Source organism: Streptomyces sp. NPDC058195, assembly GCF_042883525.1.
Lineage (GTDB): Bacteria > Actinomycetota > Actinomycetes > Streptomycetales > Streptomycetaceae > Streptomyces.
Window position 1 is genome coordinate 207457 of record NZ_JBHVVM010000004.1, and the last position, 21907, is coordinate 229363.

Genomic DNA, 21907 nt, shown 5'->3' on the forward strand with positions numbered 1-21907 from the left:
GATGACAGAGGACCTCTCACCAGCCGAGCGATACCAGGCTTCTCGGGCGCGTGCAGCCGAGCTGGCCACCGCACTCGCGCCCTTCCGCGAGCTGTACGAATTCGATCTGGACCCCTACCAGATCGAGGCCTGCGAGGCCCTGGAAGCAGGCAAGGGGGTGCTCGTCGCGGCCCCGACCGGCTCGGGCAAGACGATCGTCGGCGAATTCGCCGTGCACCTCGCCCTGGAGCAGGGCCGCAAGTGCTTCTACACCACGCCGATCAAAGCCCTGTCCAACCAGAAGTTCGCCGATCTGGTCAAACGCTACGGACCGGAGCGGGTCGGCCTGCTGACCGGTGACAACAGCGTCAACGCCGATGCCCCGGTGGTCGTCATGACCACCGAGGTGCTGCGCAACATGCTGTACGCGGGCTCGCAGGCGCTGCGGGGCCTGGGCTACGTGGTGATGGACGAGGTGCACTACCTCTCGGACCGGTTCCGCGGCGCCGTCTGGGAGGAAGTGATCATCCACCTCCCGGATTCCGTGACGCTGGTGTCGCTGTCGGCGACCGTCTCCAACGCCGAGGAGTTCGGCGACTGGCTGGACACCGTCCGCGGGGACACCCAGGTCATCGTCTCCGAGCACCGCCCCGTGCCGCTCTGGCAGCACGTGCTGGCGGGCCGCCGGATGTACGACCTCTTCGAGGAGGAGACCGACCACGGGGGCCGCGGGGCAGGCCGCCGCGAGGTCAACCCTGACCTGGTCCGCCTCGCCCGGATGGAGAACCAGCGCGGTTACAACCCGCGCGAGCGCCGCCGCGGCAAGATGGTCCGCGAGGCCGACCGGGAGCGCGAGCGCCGCCAGCGCAGCCGGATCTGGACACCGTCCCGGCCCGAGGTCATCGACCGGCTGGATGCCGAAGGGCTGCTCCCCGCCATCACGTTCATCTTCAGCCGGGCCGGGTGCGAGGCCGCCGTACAGCAGTGCCTGCACGCCGGTCTGCGGCTCAACGACGAGGACAAGCGGCGCCTGGTCCGGGAGATCGTCGAGGAGAGGACCGCGTCCATCCCCGGCGAGGACCTCCACGTCCTCGGGTACTACGAGTGGCTCGAAGGGCTGGAGCGGGGCATCGCCGCCCACCACGCGGGCATGCTGCCGACCTTCAAGGAGGTTGTCGAGGAGCTGTTCGTACGCGGGCTGGTCAAGGCGGTCTTCGCCACCGAGACCCTCGCTCTCGGCATCAACATGCCCGCGCGCTCCGTGGTGCTGGAGAAGCTCGTCAAGTGGAACGGCGAGCAGCACGCCGACATCACTCCCGGCGAGTACACCCAGCTCACCGGGCGGGCCGGGCGGCGCGGCATCGACGTCGAAGGCCACGCCGTGGTGCTGTGGCAGCGCGGGATGGACCCGGGCGCACTGGCCGGGCTCGCCGGTACGCGTACCTACCCGCTGCGCTCCAGCTTCCGGCCGTCCTACAACATGGCCGTGAATCTGGTGCACCAGTTCGGCCGGCACCGTTCGCGCGAGCTGCTGGAGACCTCCTTCGCGCAGTTCCAGGCCGACCGGTCGGTGGTCGGCATCTCCCGGCAGGTCCAGAAGAACGAGGAGGGCCTGGAGGGGTATCGGGAGGGCATGACCTGCCACCTCGGGGACTTCGAGGAGTACGCGCGGCTGCGCCGCGAGCTCAAGGACCGGGAGACCGAGCTGGCCAAGCAGGGCGCGTCACAGCGGCGGGCCGCCGCCGCGGCGTCGCTGGAGAAGCTGAAGCCCGGTGACATCATCCATGTGCCCACCGGCAAGTTCGCCGGACTCGCCCTGGTCCTCGACCCCGGGCTTCCCGCCGGCCGGACCAACGCGCACGGTCACCGCGGCTTCGAGTACCACGACGGGCCGCGGCCGCTGGTGCTCACGGCCGAGCGCCAGGTCAAGCGGCTCGCCTCGATCGACTTCCCGGTTCCGGTGGAGGCGGTGGAGCGGATGCGGGTGCCGAAGTCGTTCAATCCGCGCTCCCCGCAGTCGCGCCGCGACCTGGCCTCCGCGCTGCGGACCAAGGCCGGGCATATAGTGCCCGACCGGCACCGCAAGGGGCGGTCCGCGGCTGCCGATGACCGGGAGATCGCCCGCTACCGCGCCGAGCTGCGTGCCCACCCCTGCCACGGGTGCGACGAGCGCGAGGACCACGCCCGCTGGGCCGAGCGCTATCACCGCCTGAAGCGTGACACCCGGCAGCTGGAGCGGCGGATCGAGGGCCGGACCAACACCATCGCCCGCACCTTCGACCGGATCGTCGCGCTGCTCACCGAGCTCGACTACCTGCGGCACGACGAGGTCACCGAGCACGGACGCCGTCTGGCCCGTCTCTACGGCGAACTGGACCTGCTGGCGAGCGAATGCCTGCGGGCGGGCGTCTGGGAGGGGCTGAACCCCGCCGAACTCGCGGCGTGCGTCTCGGCGCTGGTGTACGAGGCACGGCAGGCCGACGACGCCGTGGCGCCGAAGCTGCCCGCCGGACCCGCGAAGACAGCGATGGGCGAGATGGTCCGGATCTGGGGGCGGCTCGACGCCCTGGAGGAGGACTTCAAGATCAACCAGGCGGAGGGCGTCGGGCAGCGTGAGCCCGATCTCGGCTTCGCCTGGGCGGTCTACATGTGGGCGTCGGGGCGGACGCTGGACGAGGTGCTGAGCGAGGCGGAGATGCCGGCCGGGGACTTCGTGCGGTGGTGCAAGCAGGTGATCGACGTGCTGGGGCAGATCGCGGCCGCCGCTCCGAAGGACGGGAGTTCCGTGGCGCGGAGCGCCCACAAGGCGGTGGACGCGGTGTTGCGGGGGGTCGTGGCCTACAGCTCGGTCGGCTGAGGCCCGGGGCCAGCCCTGGCCGGTCGCGGTTCCGCCCGGCCTGTCGGACGTGCCCACGGCGCCCCCGGACCTCGGTCCGGGGGCGCCGCACTCCGAGGACGCCGCGTTCGGGCACGATCCTTTCCGGCGGCTCCTCGCTCCTTCCCCAGTAGTGTCTCCGCCCTCTCAGTCGGGATGCTTTCCGCTCTTCAGGGCCACGCCGACGCAGACCAGTCCGAGCAGCACGGTCAGACCGCCGACGATGATGTTGCTGATGACGATGCCGATGCCGGGGCCGCTGCCGACGATCCATGTGGCCAGGATGGTCCAGGCGCCCATGACGCAGATGGCCCAGCTCAGGCCGTACATGCGCTCCGGCATGACGGTGAACCCGAGGCCCAGCGCGGCGATCGCGATACCCATGATCAGGTTGTGGGTCGTGAGGGCGGGCTGACTCGCCGTGAAGTGCAGTACCCACGGCGAGATGGCGCAGTACAGGCCGACCAGGAACACCGGTGCGTCCACCAGGGCCACGTCCCGGCCACCGAGCATGCGGGCGTAGCGGTCCCGCATCTCGGAGACATCGGGGTGGGTGGCCATGTCATGGCCGGTGTGCGAGATGTTCGACATGAGGTCGTCTCCTTCCCTCCTGCGGATCGGGTCGCCCTTTCTCTGCGGTGAGCGGCCCGCAAGGCCATTCTGCGCTTATTCCACGCTTATGTGCCGGTTCGAGGCGTGAGGGGAACGGAGGGAAGCGCGGCTCGGTCCAGGCCCCGTGCGCGTGCGAAGCGGCCCCGTGCCTCGGCCAGGCGGACGAGCGGGGCCGGGCAGCCGAGTGCGGTCCGGCCGGACTCGGACATCGGTCCAGTCGGCTGGGAGAGGGGGCGGGCCGTCCGGCGCTGCGTGCGGGGCCGGACCGGGGGCGGTGCTCGGTCGCGGGGGAGCCCTGCTGGTCCTCGCGGTGGTGGTCGGGCTGTCGGGCTGTCGGGCCGGGCACGGCGGGTTCGTCGACCTGCTCGACGCGTACGCGGCCGCCGCCCAGTCGGTCGCGCGGCCGACAGCCCGACCACCACCGCGAGGACCTGGTGGAGCGCGTGGTGGTGGGCACGGTGCCGGGGGAGGCGATGTTCAGCGCGCTACGGCGGCTCGCGCACGCGGACGCCTCGACGCGCGGCTACGGCGGCACCGGCGGTGAGGACGGTCGCGGGCCGGGACACGGGAGCGAGGGCGCCGGTCCGGGCCGCGAAGAGGGGCGGGAGCCGGGCGCGGAGGGATGATGCGGCGCGTGGGACGCGCAGGGGCGGCGAAGGACTCCGGGTGCGCGTGCGTCCCGGCCGCCGGCCGGGAAGCACAGGGCTGATCCGGTGCTACGCGGCGTACTCCTGCTCGCGCTCCACCTGTGCGTTCCACTCGCGCTTCACCGAGCGCCAGGCGTCGTCGTTCTGGCCGAGCCGCCAGTAGCCGGAGATGGACAGCTGGGGGAGCGGCACCCCGCGGTCCAGCCGCAGGTGACGGCGGATCTCCCTCACGAAGCCCGCCTCGCCGTGGATGAACGCCCGGACCTCGCCCGCCGGGAACTCGAGCCCCTTCACCGCGTCGACCAGCGCCTCGCCGACCGGGCGCGTGCCGCGGTGCAGCCAGGTCACCCCGACACCGTCCGGCGTCACGATCTTCTGCTCCTCCGCGGCATCCGCCACCTCGACGAACGCGTGCACCACCGCGTCGGCGGGCATCTGCTCCAGGGCCGCCGCGATGGCGGGCAGCGCGCTCTCGTCGCCCGCCAGGAGGTGCCAGTCCGCCGACGCGTCGGGGCCGTAACCCCCGCCAGGCCCCAAGAACGTCACCCGCTCGCCCGGGACCGCCCGCATCGCCCAGGGCCCGGCCAGGCCCTCGTCGCCGTGGACCACGAAGTCGATCGACAGCTCGCGCGCCACCGGATCCCAGGACCGCACCGTGTACGTACGGGTCGTGGGCCACAGCTCGCGCGGCTGCTCCTCGCGGATGCGGGCCATGTCGAAGGGGTGCGCGTAGTCGGCGCCCTCGGGGGCGAAGCAGAGCTTGATGTAGTGGTCGGTGTACCCGGAGAGCCCGAAACCGGCGAGGCCCTCACCGCCGAGCACCACGCGCACCATGTGCGGCGTGATCTGCTCGGTGCGCACCACCTCGGCCCCCCGTGCCGTGGGTGCCTGCCGCGCCGGTCGTTCTGCCACGAGGTTCTCCCTGCTCCGATTGCTTAGGCTTGCCTAAGCTAACATCTCAGCCGGGCAATGTGGAGAGCAGGCGCTGAAGGGCGCCGCCCAGCCCCCACCGCTTCGCCAGGGCCTCAAGGGCCGCGGGGTCGCGCGGGGCGGCGGGCAGCGCGGGGTCGAACTCCGGCAGTGGTACGTCGTGGGCGACCCGGACCACTGCGGGGGCGACCGCCACGTAGTCCCGCGCCTCGTCGAGCCGTCTGCGCTGTGAGGGCGTCAGCCGGGATGCCGGGTCGTCGACGGCGGCCATGATCCCGGCCAGGTCGCCGAAGGCGTCCAGCAGCTTCGCCGCGGTCTTCTCACCGATGCCGGGTACGCCCGGCAGTCCGTCGCTCGGGTCGCCGCGCAGCAGGGCCAGATCGACGTATCCGGCGCCGTCCACCCCGTACTTCTCCCGCAGCCATGCCTCGTCCGTCAGCTGGAGCGAGCCGACACCCTTGATCGGGTAGAGCACCCGCACTCCGCGTGCGTCGTCGACCAGCTGATAGAGGTCGCGGTCGCCGGTGACGATGTCCACCGGGCCGCTGGCGCGCCTGGTGAGCGTGCCGATCACGTCGTCCGCCTCGTACCCGGCGACGCCGACCCGGGCGATGCCGAGCGCGTCCAGCACGTCCTCGATGACGGGTACCTGCGGGGCCAGGGTGTCCGGTGTCTCCTCCTCGTCCGGCAGGCCCTCGGGGGTCTCCGCGGCGACCCGGTGAGCCTTGTACGAGGGGATCAGCTCGACCCGCCAGTGCGGGCGCCAGTCCGCGTCCATGCAGGCCACCAGGTCGTCCGGCCGGTGGTCCTGGACCAGGCGGGCGATGAAGTCGAGCAGTCCGCGCACGGCGTTGACCGGCGTCCCGTCCGGCGCGCGCACCGAGTCGGGCACGCCGAAATAGGCGCGGTAGTAGAGGGAGGCGGTGTCGAGGAGCATCAGGCGTCGGGTCACATCCCGATGATGCCGCACGCCTCTGACACCGGCCCTCGCGTACACGGCCCTCGCGCGCCCCGGCCCCGGCGTGCGGGCTGGCCGTCCCGGGGGCGGGGCCCGGACGGCGCGGGACGTCCACCGCTGGTTCATGTGTGACCTGGGTCACTCTTGTGTTTGCCCGGTGTAAGCGAGGGCAGGCGCGCAGCCGGAGCGGAACACGTACCGGTTTCAACCAGTGCACGTGCCATGCGGACCGAATCCGCGCCGCTCCACGGTCTGCCGGAGGGGGTGGCAGACCGTTTTCGGTTCAACCCGCGAGGTGTATGTGTCCAGGCTGCAAGCTGAGCACTTGTACAAAGTGTTCGGCAGACGACCCGATCAAGCCGTGCAGAAGCTCGAGAGCGGCACGGACCGCGACGAGCTGCGCGCCGACGGAACGACCGCAGCGGTGATCGACGCCTCGTTCACCGTGGAGCCGGGACAGATCTTCGTCGTGATGGGTCTGTCCGGGTCCGGCAAGTCCACGTTGCTGCGCATGCTCAACGGACTTCTGGAGCCCACGGCCGGACGCGTGCTGTTCGACGGCCAGGACCTGACCGCCCTGAGCCCCGCGGAACTGCGTCACGTCCGCTCCTCCAAGATCAGCATGGTCTTCCAGCACTTCGCGCTCTTCCCCCACCGCAGCGTGCTGGAGAACGCCGCGTACGGCCTTGAGGTCCAGGGCGTACCGCGTGCCGAGCGGGAGAAGCGCGCCGCCGAGGCACTGGAGCTGACCGGCCTGGCCGGCTGGGAGAAGTCCTGGCCCGACGAGCTGTCCGGCGGCATGCAGCAGCGCGTGGGCCTGGCCCGCGCCCTGGCCACCGACGCCGACCTGCTGCTGATGGACGAGTCCTTCAGCGCGCTCGACCCGCTGATCCGCCGCGACATGCAGGACCAGCTCCTCGAACTCCAGAAGCGGCTGAAGAAGACCATCGTCTTCATCACCCACGACCTCAACGAGGCTATGCGCCTCGGCGACCGGATCGCCGTCATGCGCGACGGGCGGATCGTCCAGCTCGGCACCGCCGAGGACATCCTCGTCACCCCGGCCAACGACTACGTCGCCTCCTTCACCCAGGACGTCGACCGGACCCGGGTGCTGACCGCGGGCGCCATCATGGCCGAGCCGCACACCGTCATGGGCCGTGGCACGGACGGCGCCGCCGAGCTGCGTACCCCCGCCGACGTGATCGAGGCCGCCCCGGCCACCGTCAGCGAGTCCACCCCGATCATCGAGCTCTTCACGCCCTGTTCGCAGAGCGGGGCGGCGGTCGCCGTCACCGATGCCAAGGGCAAGCTCGTCGGCGTCGTCCCGCCCGCCCGGCTGCTCGCCGTCCTCGGTGAGCCGATGACCCCCGTCGAAGCCCCGCGGGACGTCGCGGCCGACGCCGTCGTCACGAAGAAGGTGGCCAGTGTTTAGGCTCCACCTCGGCGACTGGGTCGACTCCGCCGTCGACTGGCTCCAGCGCCACCTGGCCTGGCTCTTCGACGCGATCAGCTCCGTCGTCAGCGGCATGTTCGACGGCATAGCCGCCGTGCTCTCCGCCCCCGCACCGCTGCTCTTCGCGGGCATCGTCGCCGTCGTCGCCTGGTGGCTGCGCGGCCTGCTCGCCGGTGTGCTCGCCTTCGTCGGCTTCGCCCTCATCGACTCCGTCGAGCTGTGGGACGAGGCGATGGACACCGTCACCCTGGTGCTCGTCGCCACCATCATCGCGCTGGCGCTCTCCGTGCCCCTGGGCATCTGGGCGTCCCGCTCCAAGGCGGTCAGCGCGGTCACCCGGCCGGTCCTGGACTTCATGCAGACCATGCCCGCCATGGTCTATCTGATCCCTGGCGTGATCTTCTTCGGTGTCGGCGTGGTGCCCGGCATCATCGCCACCATCATCTTCTCGCTGCCCCCGGGCGTCCGGATGACCGAGCTGGGCATCCGGCAGGTCGACGGCGAGCTGGTCGAGGCGGCCGAGGCGTTCGGCACCACCCGTCGCAACACCCTGCTCCGGGTCCAGCTGCCGCTCGCCCTGCCCACGATCATGGCCGGTATCAACCAGGTCATCATGCTGGGCCTGTCCATGGTGGTCATCGCGGGCATGGTCGGCGGCGGCGGCCTCGGCGGCGCCGTCTACCGCGCCATCGGCAACGTGGACGTCGGCCTCGGCTTCGAGGCGGGCATCTCCATCGTCATCGTGGCGATGTACCTGGACCGGATGACCAGCGCGCTCGGCCGCGAGGTCTCCCCGCTGGCCCGCCGCGCGCTCGCCAGGACGCAGGCCATGGCCGGCGGCCTCAAGATCTGGAACCACCGCCCGCAGCCCGTCGTCGCCGTCTGCGGTGTCGTGATCCTCGCGCTCGTCGCGGGCGCGCTGGGCGTCTTCGGCTCCTCGGGCACGGACAAGTCCGCGAACACCGCGGGCGACGCCGCGATCGGTGCGGGCAAGAAGATCAGCATGGGCTACATCCCGTGGGACGAGGGCATCGCCTCCACGTTCCTCTGGAAGGAGATGCTGGAGCGGCGCGGCTTCGAGGTCGAGGTCAAGCAGTACGAGGCCGGTGCGCTCTACACCGGCATGGCCAACGGCCAGATCGACTTCGAGACCGACTCCTGGCTCCCGGTCACCCACGCCAGCTACTGGAAGAAGTACCAGGACCGCCTGGAGGACATGGGCTCCTGGTACGGCCCCACCTCGCTGGAGCTGGCCGTCCCGGCGTACCTGAAGGACGTCACGACCCTGGACGACCTCAAGGGCAAGGGCGGGCAGTTCAAGAACCGGATCGTCGGCATCGAGCCGAGCGCCGGTGAGATGGGCCTGCTCAAGGACAAGATCATGCCGGGCTACGGCCTGGACAAGGAGTACAAGGTCATCGACGGCTCCACTCCGTCGATGCTGGCCGAGCTGAAGCGCGCGTACGCCAAGAAGGAGCCGATCGTCGTTCCGCTCTGGTCGCCGCACTGGGCGTACAACCAGTTCGAGCTGACCAAGCTCAAGGACCCCAAGAACCTCTGGGGCAAGGGCGACGGCATCCACACCCTGGCCCGCAAGGGCTTCACCGCCGACAACCCCGAGGTCGGCGGCTGGCTCAAGAACTTCAAGATGACCGAGGACCAGCTCACCGGTCTTGAGGCGCAGATCCAGAAGTCCGGCTCCGGCAAGGAGCAGGAAGCGGTCCGCACCTGGCTGAAGGACAACCCGGGTGTCGCCGACAAGTGGACCCCCGTCGCCGCGTCGGGCCCCGCCAAGGCCGCGAACGGCAAGGACGAGCGGGACCGCGCCGTCGAGATGGCCTGGTTCCCCTGGGAGGAGGACATCGCCGCCACGTACCTGTGGAAGGCGGTCCTGGAGGAGCGCGGTTACACGGTCAACCTCAAGCAGTTCGAGGTCGGCCCGATGTACACCGCGATGTCGCGCGGTCAGATCGACGTGCAGTTCGACGGCTGGCTGCCGTACACCCAGAAGAACTACTGGGAGAAGTACGGATCGAAGCTGAGCGATCTCGGCTCCTGGTACGGCCCCACGTCCATCGAGGTCGCGGTGCCCTCCTACGTGAAGGACGTCAGGACCCTCGCCGACCTCAAGGGCAAGGCGGAGCGGTTCAAGGGCCGGATCATCGGCATCGAGCCCGGCACCGCCACGATGGAGAACCTCAAGAAGAACGTCCTGCCGGCCTACGGCCTGGACAAGGAGTACAAGGTCCTCGACGCCTCGACGCCCGGCATGCTGGCCGAGCTGAAGCGCGCGTACGCCAAGAAGGAGCCCATCGCGGTGCTGCTCTGGACCCCGCACTGGGCGTACAGCGAGTACGGCATGACCAAGCTGGCGGACCCCGAGAAGGCCTTCGGCAACGGCGACCGGCTGCACACCATCGCCTCCAAGGACTTCCCGAAGCACTACCCGCAGCTCACGAAGTGGTTCAAGGACTTCAAGCTGAGCGAGGGACAGCTCGCCGGGCTGGAGAACCAGATCCAGAAGCGCGGCGCGGGCCACGAGGAAGAAGCCGTGAAGGCCTGGATGGAGAAGAACCCGGGCATCGCGGACACCATGGCTCCGCGGTAGGACGCCGCACGGTACCGGGGGACCGGACCGCCGGAAGAGGGGTGGGCACCGCCGTCGGCGGTGCCCACCCCCTTTTTCCGGACTTTCGGGCTCCCGGGCGTGCACCGGGCGGCCGACCTTACGCAACCGTGTGCGTAAACCGCCGTCACCCGGGAGGATGGCGAGTCGGGAGGGAGCCGGACATGGACGACAAGGAAGCACTCCGCGTGGGCGCCGCGGTCCGCCGCAGACGCAGGACCCTGGGGCTCACACTGGCCGTGGTCGCCGACCGCAGCGGCCTGTCCGTGCCGTTCCTCAGCCAGATCGAGAACGAGCGGGCCCGGCCCAGCGCCCGGTCCCTGGACCGGGTCGCCGAGGCCCTGGAGACCACCACGGCACGGCTGAGGGCGGCCGCCGACTCCGCGCGCGCCGTCGACGTCGTACGCGCGGGCGGAGCCGACGTGCGCGCGGGCGGAGTCGACGGGGTGCGCCGGGTGGTGCGCGGGCGCCACCAGCTCAGCGCCCTGGAGTTCACCGGCGAGATCGATCTCGGGCGCGAGTTCCAGCACCGCAACGACGAGGTGATGTACGTGGTGCGGGGCGCCGCCGAGGTGGAGGCCGAGGGGCAGGCGTACCGGCTGGAGGAGGGCGACACCCTCTTCCTGTCCGGCGGGGTGCGGCACCGCTGGCGGGCCACGGTGCCCGGCACGCGCCTGCTGGTCGTCGCGGTCGCCGAGCACATCGACGCCACCTACGACTCACGCCGCTGAGAGGGCCGCCGTGCGCGTCGTCTCCCTGGTCCCCTCGCTCACCGAGGCCGTCGCGGTCACCGCCCCCGGCCTGCTCGTCGGCGCCACCGACTGGTGCACCCGCCCGGCCGGCCTCACCGCCGCCCGGATCGGCGGGACGAAGAATCCCGATGTCGCCGCCGTGCTCGCGCTCCGGCCCGACCTGGTCGTCGCCAACGAGGAGGAGAACCGCCCGGACGACCTCGCCGCGCTCCGGTCCGCCGGTACGCGCGTGCTGGTCACCGGGATCCGCACCCTCGACCAGGCCCTCGCGGAGCTGGAGCGCGTCCTGGCCGCCTGCGGCCTGCCCCGGCCGCGCTGGCTGGACGAGGCCGAAGCGGCCTGGGCGGCCCTGCCCGCGCCCCGGGCACCGCGCCCCGCGGTGGTGCCGGTCTGGCGCCGCCCCTGGATGGTCCTGGGCCGCGACACCTTCGCCGGGGACCTGCTGGCCCGGCTCGGTGTCCGCAACGTCTACGCGGACCACGCCGAGCGCTACCCCCGCGTCCCGCTCGCCGAGCTCAACGCGGCGGGCGCCGACCTGGTGGTGCTGCCCGACGAGCCGTACCGCTTCACCGCGGACGACGGGCCCGACGCCTTCCCCGCGCTGCCCGCCGCTCTCGTCGACGGGCGGTACCTCACGTGGTACGGACCGTCACTGGTGCGGGCGCCTGCGGCGCTGCGAGCAGCGCTCCGCTGAACAGCCCGCGCAGCGTCCGCACCGCGGCCACCGCCCACGCCGCCACCAGCAGCACGTACAGCGCGACGGCCAGCCAGGTGAGCGCGGTGAGACCGGTGTGCCGGGCCAGACCGGCGGCGCCCGTGACACACGTACCGACCGGGAAGGTGAAGCCCCACCACGTCATGCCGAACGTCATCCCGTTCCGCGCGGCGCGCACCACCAGCGCGACGGCCAGCGCCAGCCACAGCAGCGCGAAGCCCATCACCGGTACCCCGTAGAGCACGCCGAACACCTTCAGACCCTCGGCGTAGGGGGCCCCGATCGCGCCCGGCGCCACGTCGGCAAGCTGGTTGACCGCGGTCGTCGACTGTCCCAGCGGGCCGAGGACCAGGAAGAGCGTGGGCGTCAGCATGAGCGGCAGCGGCCCCTGGTGGACCAGCCGGGCGAAGATCAGCGGCAGCATCACCAGCGTCGCCAGCAGGCTCAGCCCGAACATCGCGTAGCAGGCCAGCAGCATCGCCTCCCGCCACTGACCGGCCGGCAGCTCCGGCACCAGCAACGGCCCCAGGGCCGCGGAGACCATCGGGGCCACCAGCGGCAGCAGCCACACCGGCGACGCGGTGCCGGGCTCGATCCGGTGGCGCGCGACCATCAGATAGGGGACGGCCACGGCGGCGGCCAGCCCGGTCAGCGTGCCCGCCGTGTACAGCACCACGTCCACCGCGACGGCCGCGTCGTGCCCGATGACGTCCTGTCCGACCACCATCGTCGAGCCGCCGACCGCCAGCAGCGCCATCGCCAGACAGCCGTAGAACGGCGCGACGGCCGGGTCGAGCAGATGGCTGCGGGCCTGGTCGCGGTGGGCGGCCCAGTGTCCGGTACGGGCCACCAGCACCACGGCGAGCGCGATCACCGCGAGCCCCCACACCACCGTGCAGGCCGTCCGCAGACCCGCGATGTGCACGGGCAGCGCGACACCGGCACTGGCGACGATCGAGGTGCCCATGACGGCCGCGTACCAGTTGGGGCCGAGATACCGCAGGGAGGGCAGCCGTTCGGCGGCCGGATCCGGTGCGGGGGAGTGCGAGGTCTGCGGAAAGATGGCCATGCCATGATTTTCCCGGCACGAGTCGCCGCCCCACCAGACATCCCGTGTCTATGAGGTCATAAAGTGAACTTATGACTGGCGACGCGGCTGCCCCGCTCTCCCACCGGGTGCCCGACCTGGGCGCGCTGGAACTCCTGCTCGCCGTCGCCCGGCACGGCAGCCTGGGGAGGGCGGCCCGGGACATCGGCGTCAGCCAGCCCGCCGCCAGCAGCCGCATCCGGTCCATGGAGCGCCAGCTCGGCGTGGCCCTGCTGGACCGCTCGCCGCGCGGCTCCCGGCTCACCGACGCGGGCGCCCTGGTCACCGACTGGGCCCGCCGGATCGTCGAGGCCGCCGAGGCCTTCGACGCGGGCGCCCAGGCGCTGCGCGACCGGCGCGACTCCCGGCTCCGGGTCGCCGCCTCCATGACCATCGCCGAATACCTGCTGCCCGGCTGGCTGATAGCGCTGCGCGCCGAACGCCCGGACACGGCGGTCTCGCTGCTCGCGGGGAACTCCGCGGTGGTCGCCACCCGGCTGCTGACCGGCGAGGCCGACCTCGGATTCGTCGAGGGGCTCACCGTGCCGGAAGGGCTGGACGGCACGGTCATCGCCCACGACCGCCTCGTCGTCGTGGTCGCCCCGTCCCACGCCTGGGCCCGCCGCCGCACCCCCCTCACCCCGCGGGAACTGGCCGCGACCCCGCTGGTCCTGCGCGAGCAGGGCTCCGGCACCCGCCAGGTCCTGGACGCGGCGCTCGCCGCGCATGGCGGCCTCGCCCAGCCGCTGCTCGAACTCTCCTCCACGACCGCGGTGAAGGGCGCGGCGCAGAGCGGTGCCGGACCCTGCGTCCTGAGTGAACTCGCGCTCGGCGAGGAGCTCTCCGCCCGCCGCCTGGTCAAGGTCCCCCTCGCCGGGGTACGCCTGCGCCGCCAGCTGCGCGCCGTCTGGCCCTCCGGCCACCGCCCGGCGGGACCGGCCCGCGACCTGCTCGCCCTGACCGGCCGGGACAGCCGGGCCGCGTACTGACCGGGGGCGTGCCCCGCCGCGCCACGTACCGATGCGCGGCGGCGCCGGACGCGTCCGGGTGAAAGAACTGGCGAAGGCGCGATCCGCTGGTGAAGGATGCCCCGATGGACATGATCGCGCCCCCCGCCTCCGGCGTACGCCACCCCTGGTCCGGGCTGCCCGCCCCCTTCCGCCGGGCCGTCGAGGACATCCTCGGCGCCCCGGTCGTCGAGGCGGACAGCCAGAGCGGCGGCTTCTCACCCGGCGTCGCCGCCCGGGTCCGGCTCGCGGACGGGCGCCGCGCGTTCATCAAGGCGGTGAGCGCCGAGACCAACCCCGACAGCCCGCGCCTGCACCGCACCGAGGCCCGGCACACCGCGGCCCTCCCGCCCGGCACCCCGGCGCCCCGGCTGCTCGGCTCGTACGACGACGGCGTCCGGGTCGCCCTGGTGCTCCAGGACATCGACGGCCGTCAGCCCCGCGTCCCCTGGGATACCGCCGAGCTGAGCCGGGTCCTGGCGGCGGTCGGCGAGCTGGCCGCGTCCCTGACCCCGGCACCGGCCGACGCGCCCGCCGTGGCCGACCGCAAGGCCGCCATGTTCAGCGGCTGGCGGACCCTGCTGGCTGGCGGGGACACGGACGGGCTCGACCCGTGGGCCGCGCGCCATCTCGGTCTGCTCGCGGACCTGGAGGCGGGCTGGGCGGCACCGGCCTCCGGGGACTGCCTGGCCCACAGCGATCTGCGGGCGGACAACATCCTGCTCACGGACGACCGGGTGTTCTTCGTCGACTGGCCCCACGCGGTGCGGGCCGCCCCCTGGTTCGACCTGCTCATGATGCTGCCGTCCGTGGCGGCGCAGGGCGGCCCCGACCCGGAGGCCGTCTTCACCGCCCACCCGCTGGGGCGCGGCGCCGACCCGGCGGGCGTGACCGCGGTGCTCGCCGCGCTGACCGGCTACTTCCTCTCCGACGCGCGCCTCCCCGCCCCGCCCGGACTGCCGACGCTGCGGGCCTTCCAGCAGGCCCAGGGCACGGCGGCGCTGCGCTGGCTGCGCGGACGGCTGGGGCACCCGGCGGCCTGAACCGGCTCCCGCAATGGTGTGCCCATGGACCTTTACGGTCTCCTGGACGCCTCCCCCGTCAGGTGAGGAATCCGCGCAGCAGCGCCGCGGTGCCCGCGCAGTGCTCGCGGGTCACCGCGCGTGCCGTCTCCCCGTCCCCCGCGAGGACCGCCTCGACGAGGCCGGTGTGCTGGTGCTGCGAGTGCTCCAGGTTGCGCACCAGCAGCGGGATGCAGTCGAGCAGGTCGTTCAGGGCGGCCCGGACGGCGGCGTACTGCGCGGCCAGCGACGCGGAACCGGCGAGCTCGGCCAGGGTCAGGTGGAACAGGGTGTCGCGCCTGCGGTAGTCCGGGAGGGGCGCCTCGTGCGTCGCCGCCAGAGCCGCCCGCAGCCGCTCGGCGTCCCGGCCGGTGAGCCTCTGTGCCGCGCACAGCTCGGCCGCCCCGGCCTCCAGCACTTCGCGGAAGCGGAGCACGTCCTCGATGTCGACCGCCGCCACCCTCCGGCGCAGCTCCTCCTCGCCGGGGCTGTCGGCGCGCGGCCGGACGAACGTGCCGCCGTACCGGCCGCGCCTGCTCTCCACCAGCCCCTGGTCCTGAAGCACTTTCAGCACCTCGCGCAGGGTGACCCGGCTGATCCCCAGCAGCTCGGAGAGGTCCCGCTCGGCCGGGAGCCGGCCACCGCCCGGCACCAGCCCCAGCCGGATCACCTGGAGGATCTGCTCCAGCGCCTCCTCGAAGCCGTTCCCCGCCCGGACGGGCCGCAGCACGGGCGTCAGGCGGTCGACGAACTCGCTGTCCCCGGTCACACCCCGTTCCCCTCCCGGTCGCATGGCCGACCGTCAGATCAGTGGTCGACCACCAATGGTTGACCTTCACACCATAAACTTCCGGCCGGTCGGGCGCGGAGCCTCCCCGGGTAGCCCCGGCACCCCTCGGCGGACCTTTCGGACAAGCCGCGAACGGCCTGATCGGGCCGGTCAGCGAACCCTAGAGTGGGCGCATGAGCGACATGACACCGCCCGGCTGGTACCCGGACGCCGCGGCACCGGGCAGCGAGCGCTGGTGGGACGGCACGGCGTGGACCGCTCACCTCCGCCCGGCAGCCCCGGCAGCCCCGGCAGTCGCAGCTGCCCCAGCCGCCCCGGCCGCACCCGCGCACCAGGGCTTCGGCCCGCCCGTACCGGCCCCCGCCCCGGCCTTACGGGCCCACGGCACCCGTACGCTCGCGCTCGCCGCGGCCGGGCTGCTCGTCGTCGGCGCCGCCGTCACCGGAGCCGTCCTGCTGGGCCGGGACGGGGACGGGGACGGCCCGGCGTCCGGGGCCGCGCCCAGCGCCTCCGTACCCCCGAGCGCCACCACCGCGCCGTCGCCCGCCGGCTCACCGGCCGAGGCGGACCCGAAGGTCCTCGTCGACCAGCTCAACGGCATCACCCTGCCGATCCCCAGCGGCTGGGAGAAGCCCGACCGGACCGTCGAGCAGGTCCCCACCATGCGTACCGTCGGTTCCTACGACTGCCCCAGCAGTCCCTCGCGCACCTGCTACCACGGCACGGTGACCAGCCGCACGGCGAACGCCACGGGCACCACCTCCGCCGAGAAGCTCGCCAAGAGCGATATCGTCACCGCCGCCGACGGGGCCTACGAGGAGAGCATCGTCGGTGACCGCACCCACGGCGGAATCGTCTCCCACCAGCAGCTCGACTCCGCACCCGTGGCCGTCGCCGGACGCGCCGGGTACCAGGTGCGCTGGCGGGTGCGGACGGCCCAGGGGCCCGGCGGCTACGTGCAGTCGCTGGTCTTCCCCTCCACCGTCGGCACCGAAGCGCTGATCATCGTGCGGTACGCCTTCGACGCGGGCCCGGACGGGCCCCCGCTCTCGCTCATGGACACCGTCACCAAGGCGATCCGGCCGGTCGGCGACAGCACGGCGACCGGCGGCGTGGGCAGCTCGATCGCCCCCTGAAACCGGTCCGCCCGGCTCACAGGAACGTGCGGCCCTCGCCCCGGTACGTCGGCACGGTCGCGGTCACCCGGTCGCCCTCGACGAGCTGCAGCTCGTCGAAGCGCTCGCACATCTCACCGGCCTTCGCGTGCCGGAACCACACCTTGTCGCCGATCAGCAGGTCGTCGGCCGCGGCGCCCAGCAGCGGGGTCTGCACCTCGCCCGGCCCCTCCTGCGGGTCGTAGCGCAGCCCCTCGGGCAGATACGGCACGGGCAGCCGGTCCGGTCCCGCGGGCCCGGATGCCGGGTAGCCGCCGCCCAGGACGGTGACCGTCCCCACCCCCGGGCGGCGCACCACCGGATGCGCGAACAGCGCCGCCGGACGGGCCGTGAACGACGTGTAGTTGTCGAACAGCCGCGGTACGTAGAGCCCCGACCCGGCGGCGATCTCGGTCACCGCCCGCTCGGCCGCCGTGTGCTGCACGCTGCCGGTGCCACCACCGTTCACGAACTCCAGGTCCGGCGCCACCGCCCGGACCGCGCGCACCACCTCGGCCCGCCGCACGGCCAGCTCCCTGCGCCCCGCGGCCTGCATCAGCCGCACCGCCCGGGACCGCAGAGGCCGGCCCGCGACCGCGTCCCCGACCCCGGCGATGTGCCCCTCGTACGCCATGAGTCCCACCAGCCGGAAGCCGGGCCGCCGCACCACCGAGCGCGCCAGCTCCGCCAGCTGGGCGGGGGAGCGCAGCGGGGAGCGCAGGGCGCCGATCCGGACCCGGCCGCCGAGGAGCTGGAGCGAGGTGTCCAGCTCCAGGCAGACCCGGATCTCCTCATGGCCGCCCGCCCGCGCCGCGTCGATGAGTTCCAGCTGCGCGTGGTCGTCGACCATCACCGTCACCGCGGCGGCCAGCTTCGGATCGGCGGCCAGCTCTCCGAGCGCGGCCCGGTCGGCCGTCGGATAGGCCAGCAGCACGTCCTCGAAACCGGCCCGCGCCAGCCACAGCGACTCGGCCAGCGTGAACGACATGATCCCGGCGAAACCGGGCCGGGCCAGCACCCGTTCCAGCAGCGCCCGGCAGCGCACCGACTTGCTCGCCACCCGGATCGGTTTCCCGCCCGCCCGGCGGACCAGGTCGTCGGCGTTGGTGTCGAACGCGTCGAGATCGACCACGGCGATCGGGGCGTCCAGATGGGCGGTGGCCCGGTTGTAGCGGGTCCGGTCAGCGGCACGGGCAGTCATGGCCGCAGCTTGCCAGACGACCGTACCGCTGGGTAGGGGGATGTTCCGCACAGAACGTCAGGGGTCGGACGACCGGCTCCCGCAGGGGCGGTCCCACCCCGTAGAGTGACGGAACGCGGCAACCAACGGGCCTGCCTGCGACGTCGATCCGCGCACGGTACGGAATGGGACCAGGGAGACGGATGAGTACCGAGGCGCAGCGCGCTCCTGTCCCGCCCCGCCCCACGCCCCCGCCCGCCGCCTCCCCCGCGCCCCCGTCCGCGGTCCCTGCGGCTCCGCCCGCCCCCGTGCCCCTTTCCGCTCCCGCCCTCCCGTCCGCGGTCCCCGCGGACCCGCCCTCTCCCGGGGCCCCGCCCGCCCCAGCGCGTGCCGGCATCCCGCCTGCCGCGACGCCCGCGGAGACCACGGCCCAGCTCCGGGCGGTCCACCCGGTCCCGGCCGCCCCGGCCGTCCCGCCCGCCCCCGATGCTCCGCCGGTCCCCGGGCAGCCGCCCCCGCCGACCCGGCGCAGACCCGTCGGAGCGGTCGATCTGACCCCGCCCCCGGGAACCGTGCCGCAGCCCGGCCCGTACGTGTACCCGCGGCCCTTTCCCGCGCCGCGCCCCGAGACGCCCGCCGAGACCACCACCCGGCTGCGCCCGGTCCGTACCCGCCACCCCGTCCGGACGGCAGCCGCCGCCGTCTGCGTGGTGCTCGGTCTCGGGCTGATCGGCGGCGCGGCCACCGGCGCCTGGCTCACCAGCGACTCCTCCGCCGACGACGCGCGCGGCACCTACGCCGTGGGCCGCTCCGCCTGGCACAGCGTCCCGGTGGACACCCTCTTCCCCCGTACGCTGCGCGGCGACGGGGCGGGCCCCGGCGGCGCCGACCGGATCTGGACGCGCCTGGCCGTCGCCCCGGACGGCGGCTGCCGACCGGCCCTGGACCCGCTGCTGGCACGGGCCCTTGGCCCGGTCGGCTGCGAGCGGCTGCTCCGGGCCACCTACGCCGACGCCACCACCAGCAGCGTCACCACCGTCGGGGTGATCTTCACCGAGGGCGACGCGGCCGCGATGAAGTCCCTGAGCGCCCGCTTCGCCGAGCAGCGCCTGGACCGGCGCACCGACCTGATGCCCCGTGCCCATCCGGTCAAGGGCACGGCCGCGGCCGGATTCGGCGACCGGCAGCGGGCCAGCTGGTCGGTGCATGTGCTGACCGAGGTGCCCGTGATCGTCTTCGCGGTGTCCGGCTTCGCCGACGGGCGTACCGTCACCGACCCGCAGCCCGCCGCGGCGGCGATGACCGAGGGCGCCACGACCGCCGCCGCCCAGGCCGGTCTGGGCCACGAGGCCAAGGGCATCGCCGACCGGATCGAGCGCGGCCTGCGCCGTACCGTCACCGACCTCATGGAGAAGCCGGAATGAGCCGCAGCAGCCGCCGCCACCGCGCCCTGGGCGCGGTCTGCGCCGCCACCGCGCTCGCGCTGCTGCCCGCGCACCCGGCTGGTGCCGACGCCATCCGCGACCAGCAGTGGGGCCTGGACGCGCTCCACACCGACCAGGCCTGGCGTACCACCAAGGGCCGCGGCGTCACCGTCGCCGTCGTCGACACCGGCGTGGACGGCGGGCTGCCCGATCTGACCGGGCAGGTCCTGCCCGGCAAGGACATGATCGGCTTCGGCGCCCGTCGCGGCGACCGCGCCTGGGCCCGGCACGGCACGGCGATGGCGGGCATCATCGCGGCCCGCGGCCACGGTCCGGCGCGTGACGACGGGGTGCTCGGCATCGCCCCCGAGGCGAAGATCCTTCCTGTCCGGGTGATCCTCGAAGCCTCCGACCCGGCCCGTGCCAAGGCCCGCAAGTCCCGCGGCACGGCCCTCGCCGACGGCATCCGCTGGGCCGCCGACAACGGCGCCGACGTCATCAACCTCTCGCTCGGCGACGACAGCAGGTCCGCCCATCCCGAACCGGGCGAGGACGCCGCCATCCAGTACGCGCTGCGCAAGGGGGCCGTCGTGGTGGCCTCCGCGGGCAACGGCGGCGAGAAGGGCGACCACATCTCGTACCCCGCCGCCTACCCCGGCGTGATCGCGGTGGCCGCCGTCGACCGGTATGGCAGCCACGCCGCGTTCTCCACCCGCCGCTGGTACGCCACCGTCAGCGCCCCCGGGGTCGATATCGTCGTCGCCTCGCCGGACCGCCAGTACTACGTGGAGTGGGGCACCTCCGCCGCCGCCGCGTTCGTCTCGGGCGCCGTCGCGCTGGTCCGCGCCGCCCACCCCGGACTGTCGCCCGCCCAGATCAAGAAGCTGCTCGCCGACACGGCCCGCAGCGCCCCCGCCTCCGGCCGCGACGACGCCCGGGGCTACGGGATCGTCGACCCCGCCGCCGCGATCGAGGCCGGGGCCGCGCTCCGCCCCGCCGGGGCGCGCGCCGAATCCGCCGAGGCCGGTTACCAGCGGCGGTACTTCGGCCCGGGACCGGCCGCCCGTACGCCGGACGGCGGACCGGCCGGCTGGCTCGCCGCCGGTGCGGGCGGCCTCGGCGCGGTCCTGCTGGCCGCCGCCGTGATGCTCTGGCGGGGCAGGGGCCGCGGCCCGGCCGCCGCCCGGGGCTGACGGGCCGCCGACCTGTTGTCGGGGCGGAAACGCCCAGGTACTACGCTCGCCCTGTGGCGCAGAAGAACATTCCGGACCCCGGATACTCCGACGACGACGGCTCGGCCGACCCGGCACTCACCGAGGCCCTGGCGGCCTGGGCCGAGGACCGCACGGCCGTGGGCCCGGTACTCGAAGCCCTCAAGGGCACCCGGCTGCTGGTCCCGGTCGTCGCCGTACTGGGGGAGGTGGAGGAGGACGAGAACGGGCTGCGTCGCGAGAAGACCAGTGACATGGCCGTCCCCACGCTCCAGGCGGGTGACCGCCGGGCCCTGCCCGCCTTCACCTCCACCGACGCGCTGGCCCTGTGGGATCCGGGCGCACGCCCCGTCGCCGTCCCCCTGCACCAGGCGCTTCAGGCCGCCGCGCACGAGAAGGCGGACACGGTCGTCCTCGACATGGCCGGACCGGTCGCCTTCGAGCTGACCGGCTCCGCGCTGCTGGCCCTCGCCGAGGGCCGCACCAGCGCCGACCCGCTGGACGACCCCGCCGTCACCGAGGCGGTACGCGAGGCGGTCGCCGCCGAACCCGCGGTGCTCCGGGCCCACCTCGGCCCCGGGCGGACCGACGGCACCCTCGCCCTGGTCCTCGCCCCCGGCGCCGAACCCGCCGAGGCGGCCCGCAGGGTCGCCGAACGGCTGGCGGCCGACGAGACCCTGCGCGCCCGGCTGGTGCGCGGACTGGACCTGGCCCTGCTCCCGGCCGACGCCGCCGCACCGGGCGAGCCCCTGTTCACCCGCTGACCGCGCGAGCCCCCGTACGCGCGGACCCCGCCGAACGCGCGAGCCCCCTGCCCGGACCGGGCAGGGGGCTCGTCTTCTGCTGCTTCTACGGGAACCGGGGCGCCGGGCTCAGCCGAAGACGGGGCCGGTGTACTTCTCGCCGGGGCCCTGACCGGGCTCGTCCGGCACCAGCGAGGCCTCGCGGAAGGCCAGCTGGAGCGACTTCAGGCCGTCCCGCAGCGGGGCCGCGTGGAAGGAGCTGATCTCGGTGGCGCTGGCGTCCAGCAGCCCGGCCAGCGCGTGCACCAGCTTGCGGGCCTCGTCGAGGTCCTTGTGCTGGTCGCCGTCCTCGGTCAGCCCGAGCTTCACGGCGGCGGCACTCATCAGATTGACCGCGACCGTCACGATCACCTCGACCGCGGGCACCTCCGCGATGTCGCGGGCCATGTCGTCGAAGCCGGGGGAATCACTGCTGGGGGTCGCGTCACTCATGCGCCATACGATAGGCCCACACCGGAGCCGCCCCGTCCGCGGGAGCGGCGGACGGCACCTGGTTAGCGCCTGCCCCGGGGAGCTGCTAACCTTGTGTAACGACCGGCTGTGCAGCTATGTGCCCAGCCCACAAGTGGAGGCTCCGATCTCCCACCTGACCGCCCTCCGGGGTGGCGGGTCATCCGGTCAGGCAGTGGCCATCGTTCCG

At 73.3% G+C, this 21907-nt stretch carries 19 protein-coding genes; 12 read left to right on the top strand and 7 right to left on the bottom strand.

The genetic code is table 11. The annotated features are described in order from the left end of the window. The first annotated feature begins 1 nt into the window (after window position 1). Window positions 2-2836 carry a DEAD/DEAH box helicase gene (locus ACFVWY_RS06945; RefSeq protein ID WP_389868064.1) on the top strand — a complete coding sequence of 945 codons (2835 nt, stop codon included), beginning with the start codon at window positions 2-4 and terminating at the stop codon, window positions 2834-2836. 165 nt (window positions 2837-3001) lie between these two features. Here ACFVWY_RS06945 and ACFVWY_RS06950 read toward each other — a convergent pair whose 3' ends face one another. Continuing rightward, window positions 3002-3445: an SPW repeat protein gene (locus tag ACFVWY_RS06950; RefSeq protein ID WP_389868065.1), complete on the bottom strand. Its 444-nt coding sequence runs from the start codon at window positions 3443-3445 to the stop codon at window positions 3002-3004. Between the two features lie 455 nt (window positions 3446-3900). Between ACFVWY_RS06950 and ACFVWY_RS06955 the strand changes: the two genes are divergently transcribed. Beyond that, window positions 3901-4092 carry a hypothetical protein gene (locus ACFVWY_RS06955; RefSeq protein WP_389868067.1) on the top strand — a complete coding sequence of 64 codons (192 nt, stop codon included), beginning with the start codon at window positions 3901-3903 and terminating at the stop codon, window positions 4090-4092. Between the two features lie 90 nt (window positions 4093-4182). Here ACFVWY_RS06955 and ACFVWY_RS06960 read toward each other — a convergent pair whose 3' ends face one another. Then, window positions 4183-5025 (bottom strand): siderophore-interacting protein, encoded by an 843-nt coding sequence (locus ACFVWY_RS06960; protein WP_389868068.1) that lies wholly within the window; start codon window positions 5023-5025, stop codon window positions 4183-4185. Between the two features lie 46 nt (window positions 5026-5071). Further along, window positions 5072-5980, bottom strand: coding sequence for a 5'-3' exonuclease H3TH domain-containing protein (locus tag ACFVWY_RS06965; RefSeq protein WP_389868350.1), 909 nt, complete (start codon window positions 5978-5980; stop codon window positions 5072-5074). Between the two features lie 382 nt (window positions 5981-6362). Between ACFVWY_RS06965 and ACFVWY_RS06970 the strand changes: the two genes are divergently transcribed. From ACFVWY_RS06970 to ACFVWY_RS06985, 4 genes are all read left to right on the top strand, one after another. Then, the gene (locus ACFVWY_RS06970; RefSeq protein ID WP_389868070.1) at window positions 6363-7436 is read left to right on the top strand and encodes a glycine betaine/L-proline ABC transporter ATP-binding protein; all 1074 of its coding nucleotides are present in this window, start codon (window positions 6363-6365) and stop codon (window positions 7434-7436) included. Continuing rightward, window positions 7429-10065, top strand: a complete 2637-nt coding sequence (locus ACFVWY_RS06975; protein WP_389868071.1) for an ABC transporter permease/substrate binding protein — start codon at window positions 7429-7431, stop codon at window positions 10063-10065. Before ACFVWY_RS06970 ends, ACFVWY_RS06975 begins: the two co-directional genes overlap by 8 nt. 182 nt (window positions 10066-10247) lie before the next feature. Beyond that, window positions 10248-10814, top strand: coding sequence for a helix-turn-helix domain-containing protein (locus ACFVWY_RS06980; RefSeq protein WP_389868073.1), 567 nt, complete (start codon window positions 10248-10250; stop codon window positions 10812-10814). Window positions 10815-10824: 10 nt separating this feature from the next. Next, the gene (locus ACFVWY_RS06985) at window positions 10825-11529 is read left to right on the top strand and encodes a helical backbone metal receptor (RefSeq protein WP_389868075.1); all 705 of its coding nucleotides are present in this window, start codon (window positions 10825-10827) and stop codon (window positions 11527-11529) included. Here the strand turns inward: ACFVWY_RS06985 and ACFVWY_RS06990 are convergent. Further along, window positions 11468-12619, bottom strand: coding sequence for a TDT family transporter (locus ACFVWY_RS06990; RefSeq protein WP_389868076.1), 1152 nt, complete (start codon window positions 12617-12619; stop codon window positions 11468-11470). The two genes, ACFVWY_RS06985 and ACFVWY_RS06990, sit on opposite strands and share 62 nt — an antisense overlap. A gap of 71 nt (window positions 12620-12690) precedes the next feature. Between ACFVWY_RS06990 and ACFVWY_RS06995 the strand changes: the two genes are divergently transcribed. Continuing rightward, on the top strand, window positions 12691-13626 hold the full coding sequence (locus ACFVWY_RS06995) for a LysR family transcriptional regulator (RefSeq protein ID WP_389868078.1): 936 nt from the start codon (window positions 12691-12693) through the stop codon (window positions 13624-13626). A gap of 104 nt (window positions 13627-13730) precedes the next feature. Further along, window positions 13731-14687 carry a phosphotransferase family protein gene (locus tag ACFVWY_RS07000; protein WP_389868080.1) on the top strand — a complete coding sequence of 319 codons (957 nt, stop codon included), beginning with the start codon at window positions 13731-13733 and terminating at the stop codon, window positions 14685-14687. Window positions 14688-14745: 58 nt separating this feature from the next. Here the strand turns inward: ACFVWY_RS07000 and ACFVWY_RS07005 are convergent, their stop codons facing one another. Further along, window positions 14746-15474: a FadR/GntR family transcriptional regulator gene (locus tag ACFVWY_RS07005; protein ID WP_389868082.1), complete on the bottom strand. Its 729-nt coding sequence runs from the start codon at window positions 15472-15474 to the stop codon at window positions 14746-14748. Window positions 15475-15668: 194 nt separating this feature from the next. Between ACFVWY_RS07005 and ACFVWY_RS07010 the strand changes: the two genes are divergently transcribed. Then, window positions 15669-16631, top strand: coding sequence for a DUF2510 domain-containing protein (locus tag ACFVWY_RS07010; RefSeq protein WP_389868084.1), 963 nt, complete (start codon window positions 15669-15671; stop codon window positions 16629-16631). 16 nt (window positions 16632-16647) lie between these two features. On the opposite strand, the gene ACFVWY_RS07015 is transcribed toward ACFVWY_RS07010, so the two are convergent. Continuing rightward, window positions 16648-17850, bottom strand: a complete 1203-nt coding sequence (locus ACFVWY_RS07015; RefSeq protein ID WP_389868086.1) for an amino acid deaminase/aldolase — start codon at window positions 17848-17850, stop codon at window positions 16648-16650. Between the two features lie 551 nt (window positions 17851-18401). On the opposite strand from ACFVWY_RS07015, the gene ACFVWY_RS07020 reads away from it, so the two are divergent. The 3 genes from ACFVWY_RS07020 to ACFVWY_RS07030 are packed head-to-tail and all read left to right on the top strand — an operon-like array spanning window position 18402 to window position 21228. Next, window positions 18402-19253 carry a hypothetical protein gene (locus tag ACFVWY_RS07020; RefSeq protein ID WP_389868088.1) on the top strand — a complete coding sequence of 284 codons (852 nt, stop codon included), beginning with the start codon at window positions 18402-18404 and terminating at the stop codon, window positions 19251-19253. Next, window positions 19250-20446, top strand: coding sequence for a type VII secretion-associated serine protease mycosin (gene mycP / locus ACFVWY_RS07025; protein ID WP_389868089.1), 1197 nt, complete (start codon window positions 19250-19252; stop codon window positions 20444-20446). The genes ACFVWY_RS07020 and mycP overlap by 4 nt, the downstream gene beginning before the upstream one ends. Window positions 20447-20499: 53 nt before the next feature. Then, window positions 20500-21228, top strand: a complete 729-nt coding sequence (locus ACFVWY_RS07030) for an SseB family protein (protein ID WP_389868091.1) — start codon at window positions 20500-20502, stop codon at window positions 21226-21228. Between the two features lie 108 nt (window positions 21229-21336). Here the strand turns inward: ACFVWY_RS07030 and ACFVWY_RS07035 are convergent, their stop codons facing one another. Next, a complete protein-coding gene (locus ACFVWY_RS07035; RefSeq protein ID WP_352277548.1) occupies window positions 21337-21699 on the bottom strand; it encodes a DUF1844 domain-containing protein in 363 nt (120 codons plus the stop codon). Window positions 21700-21907 lie beyond the last annotated feature (208 nt).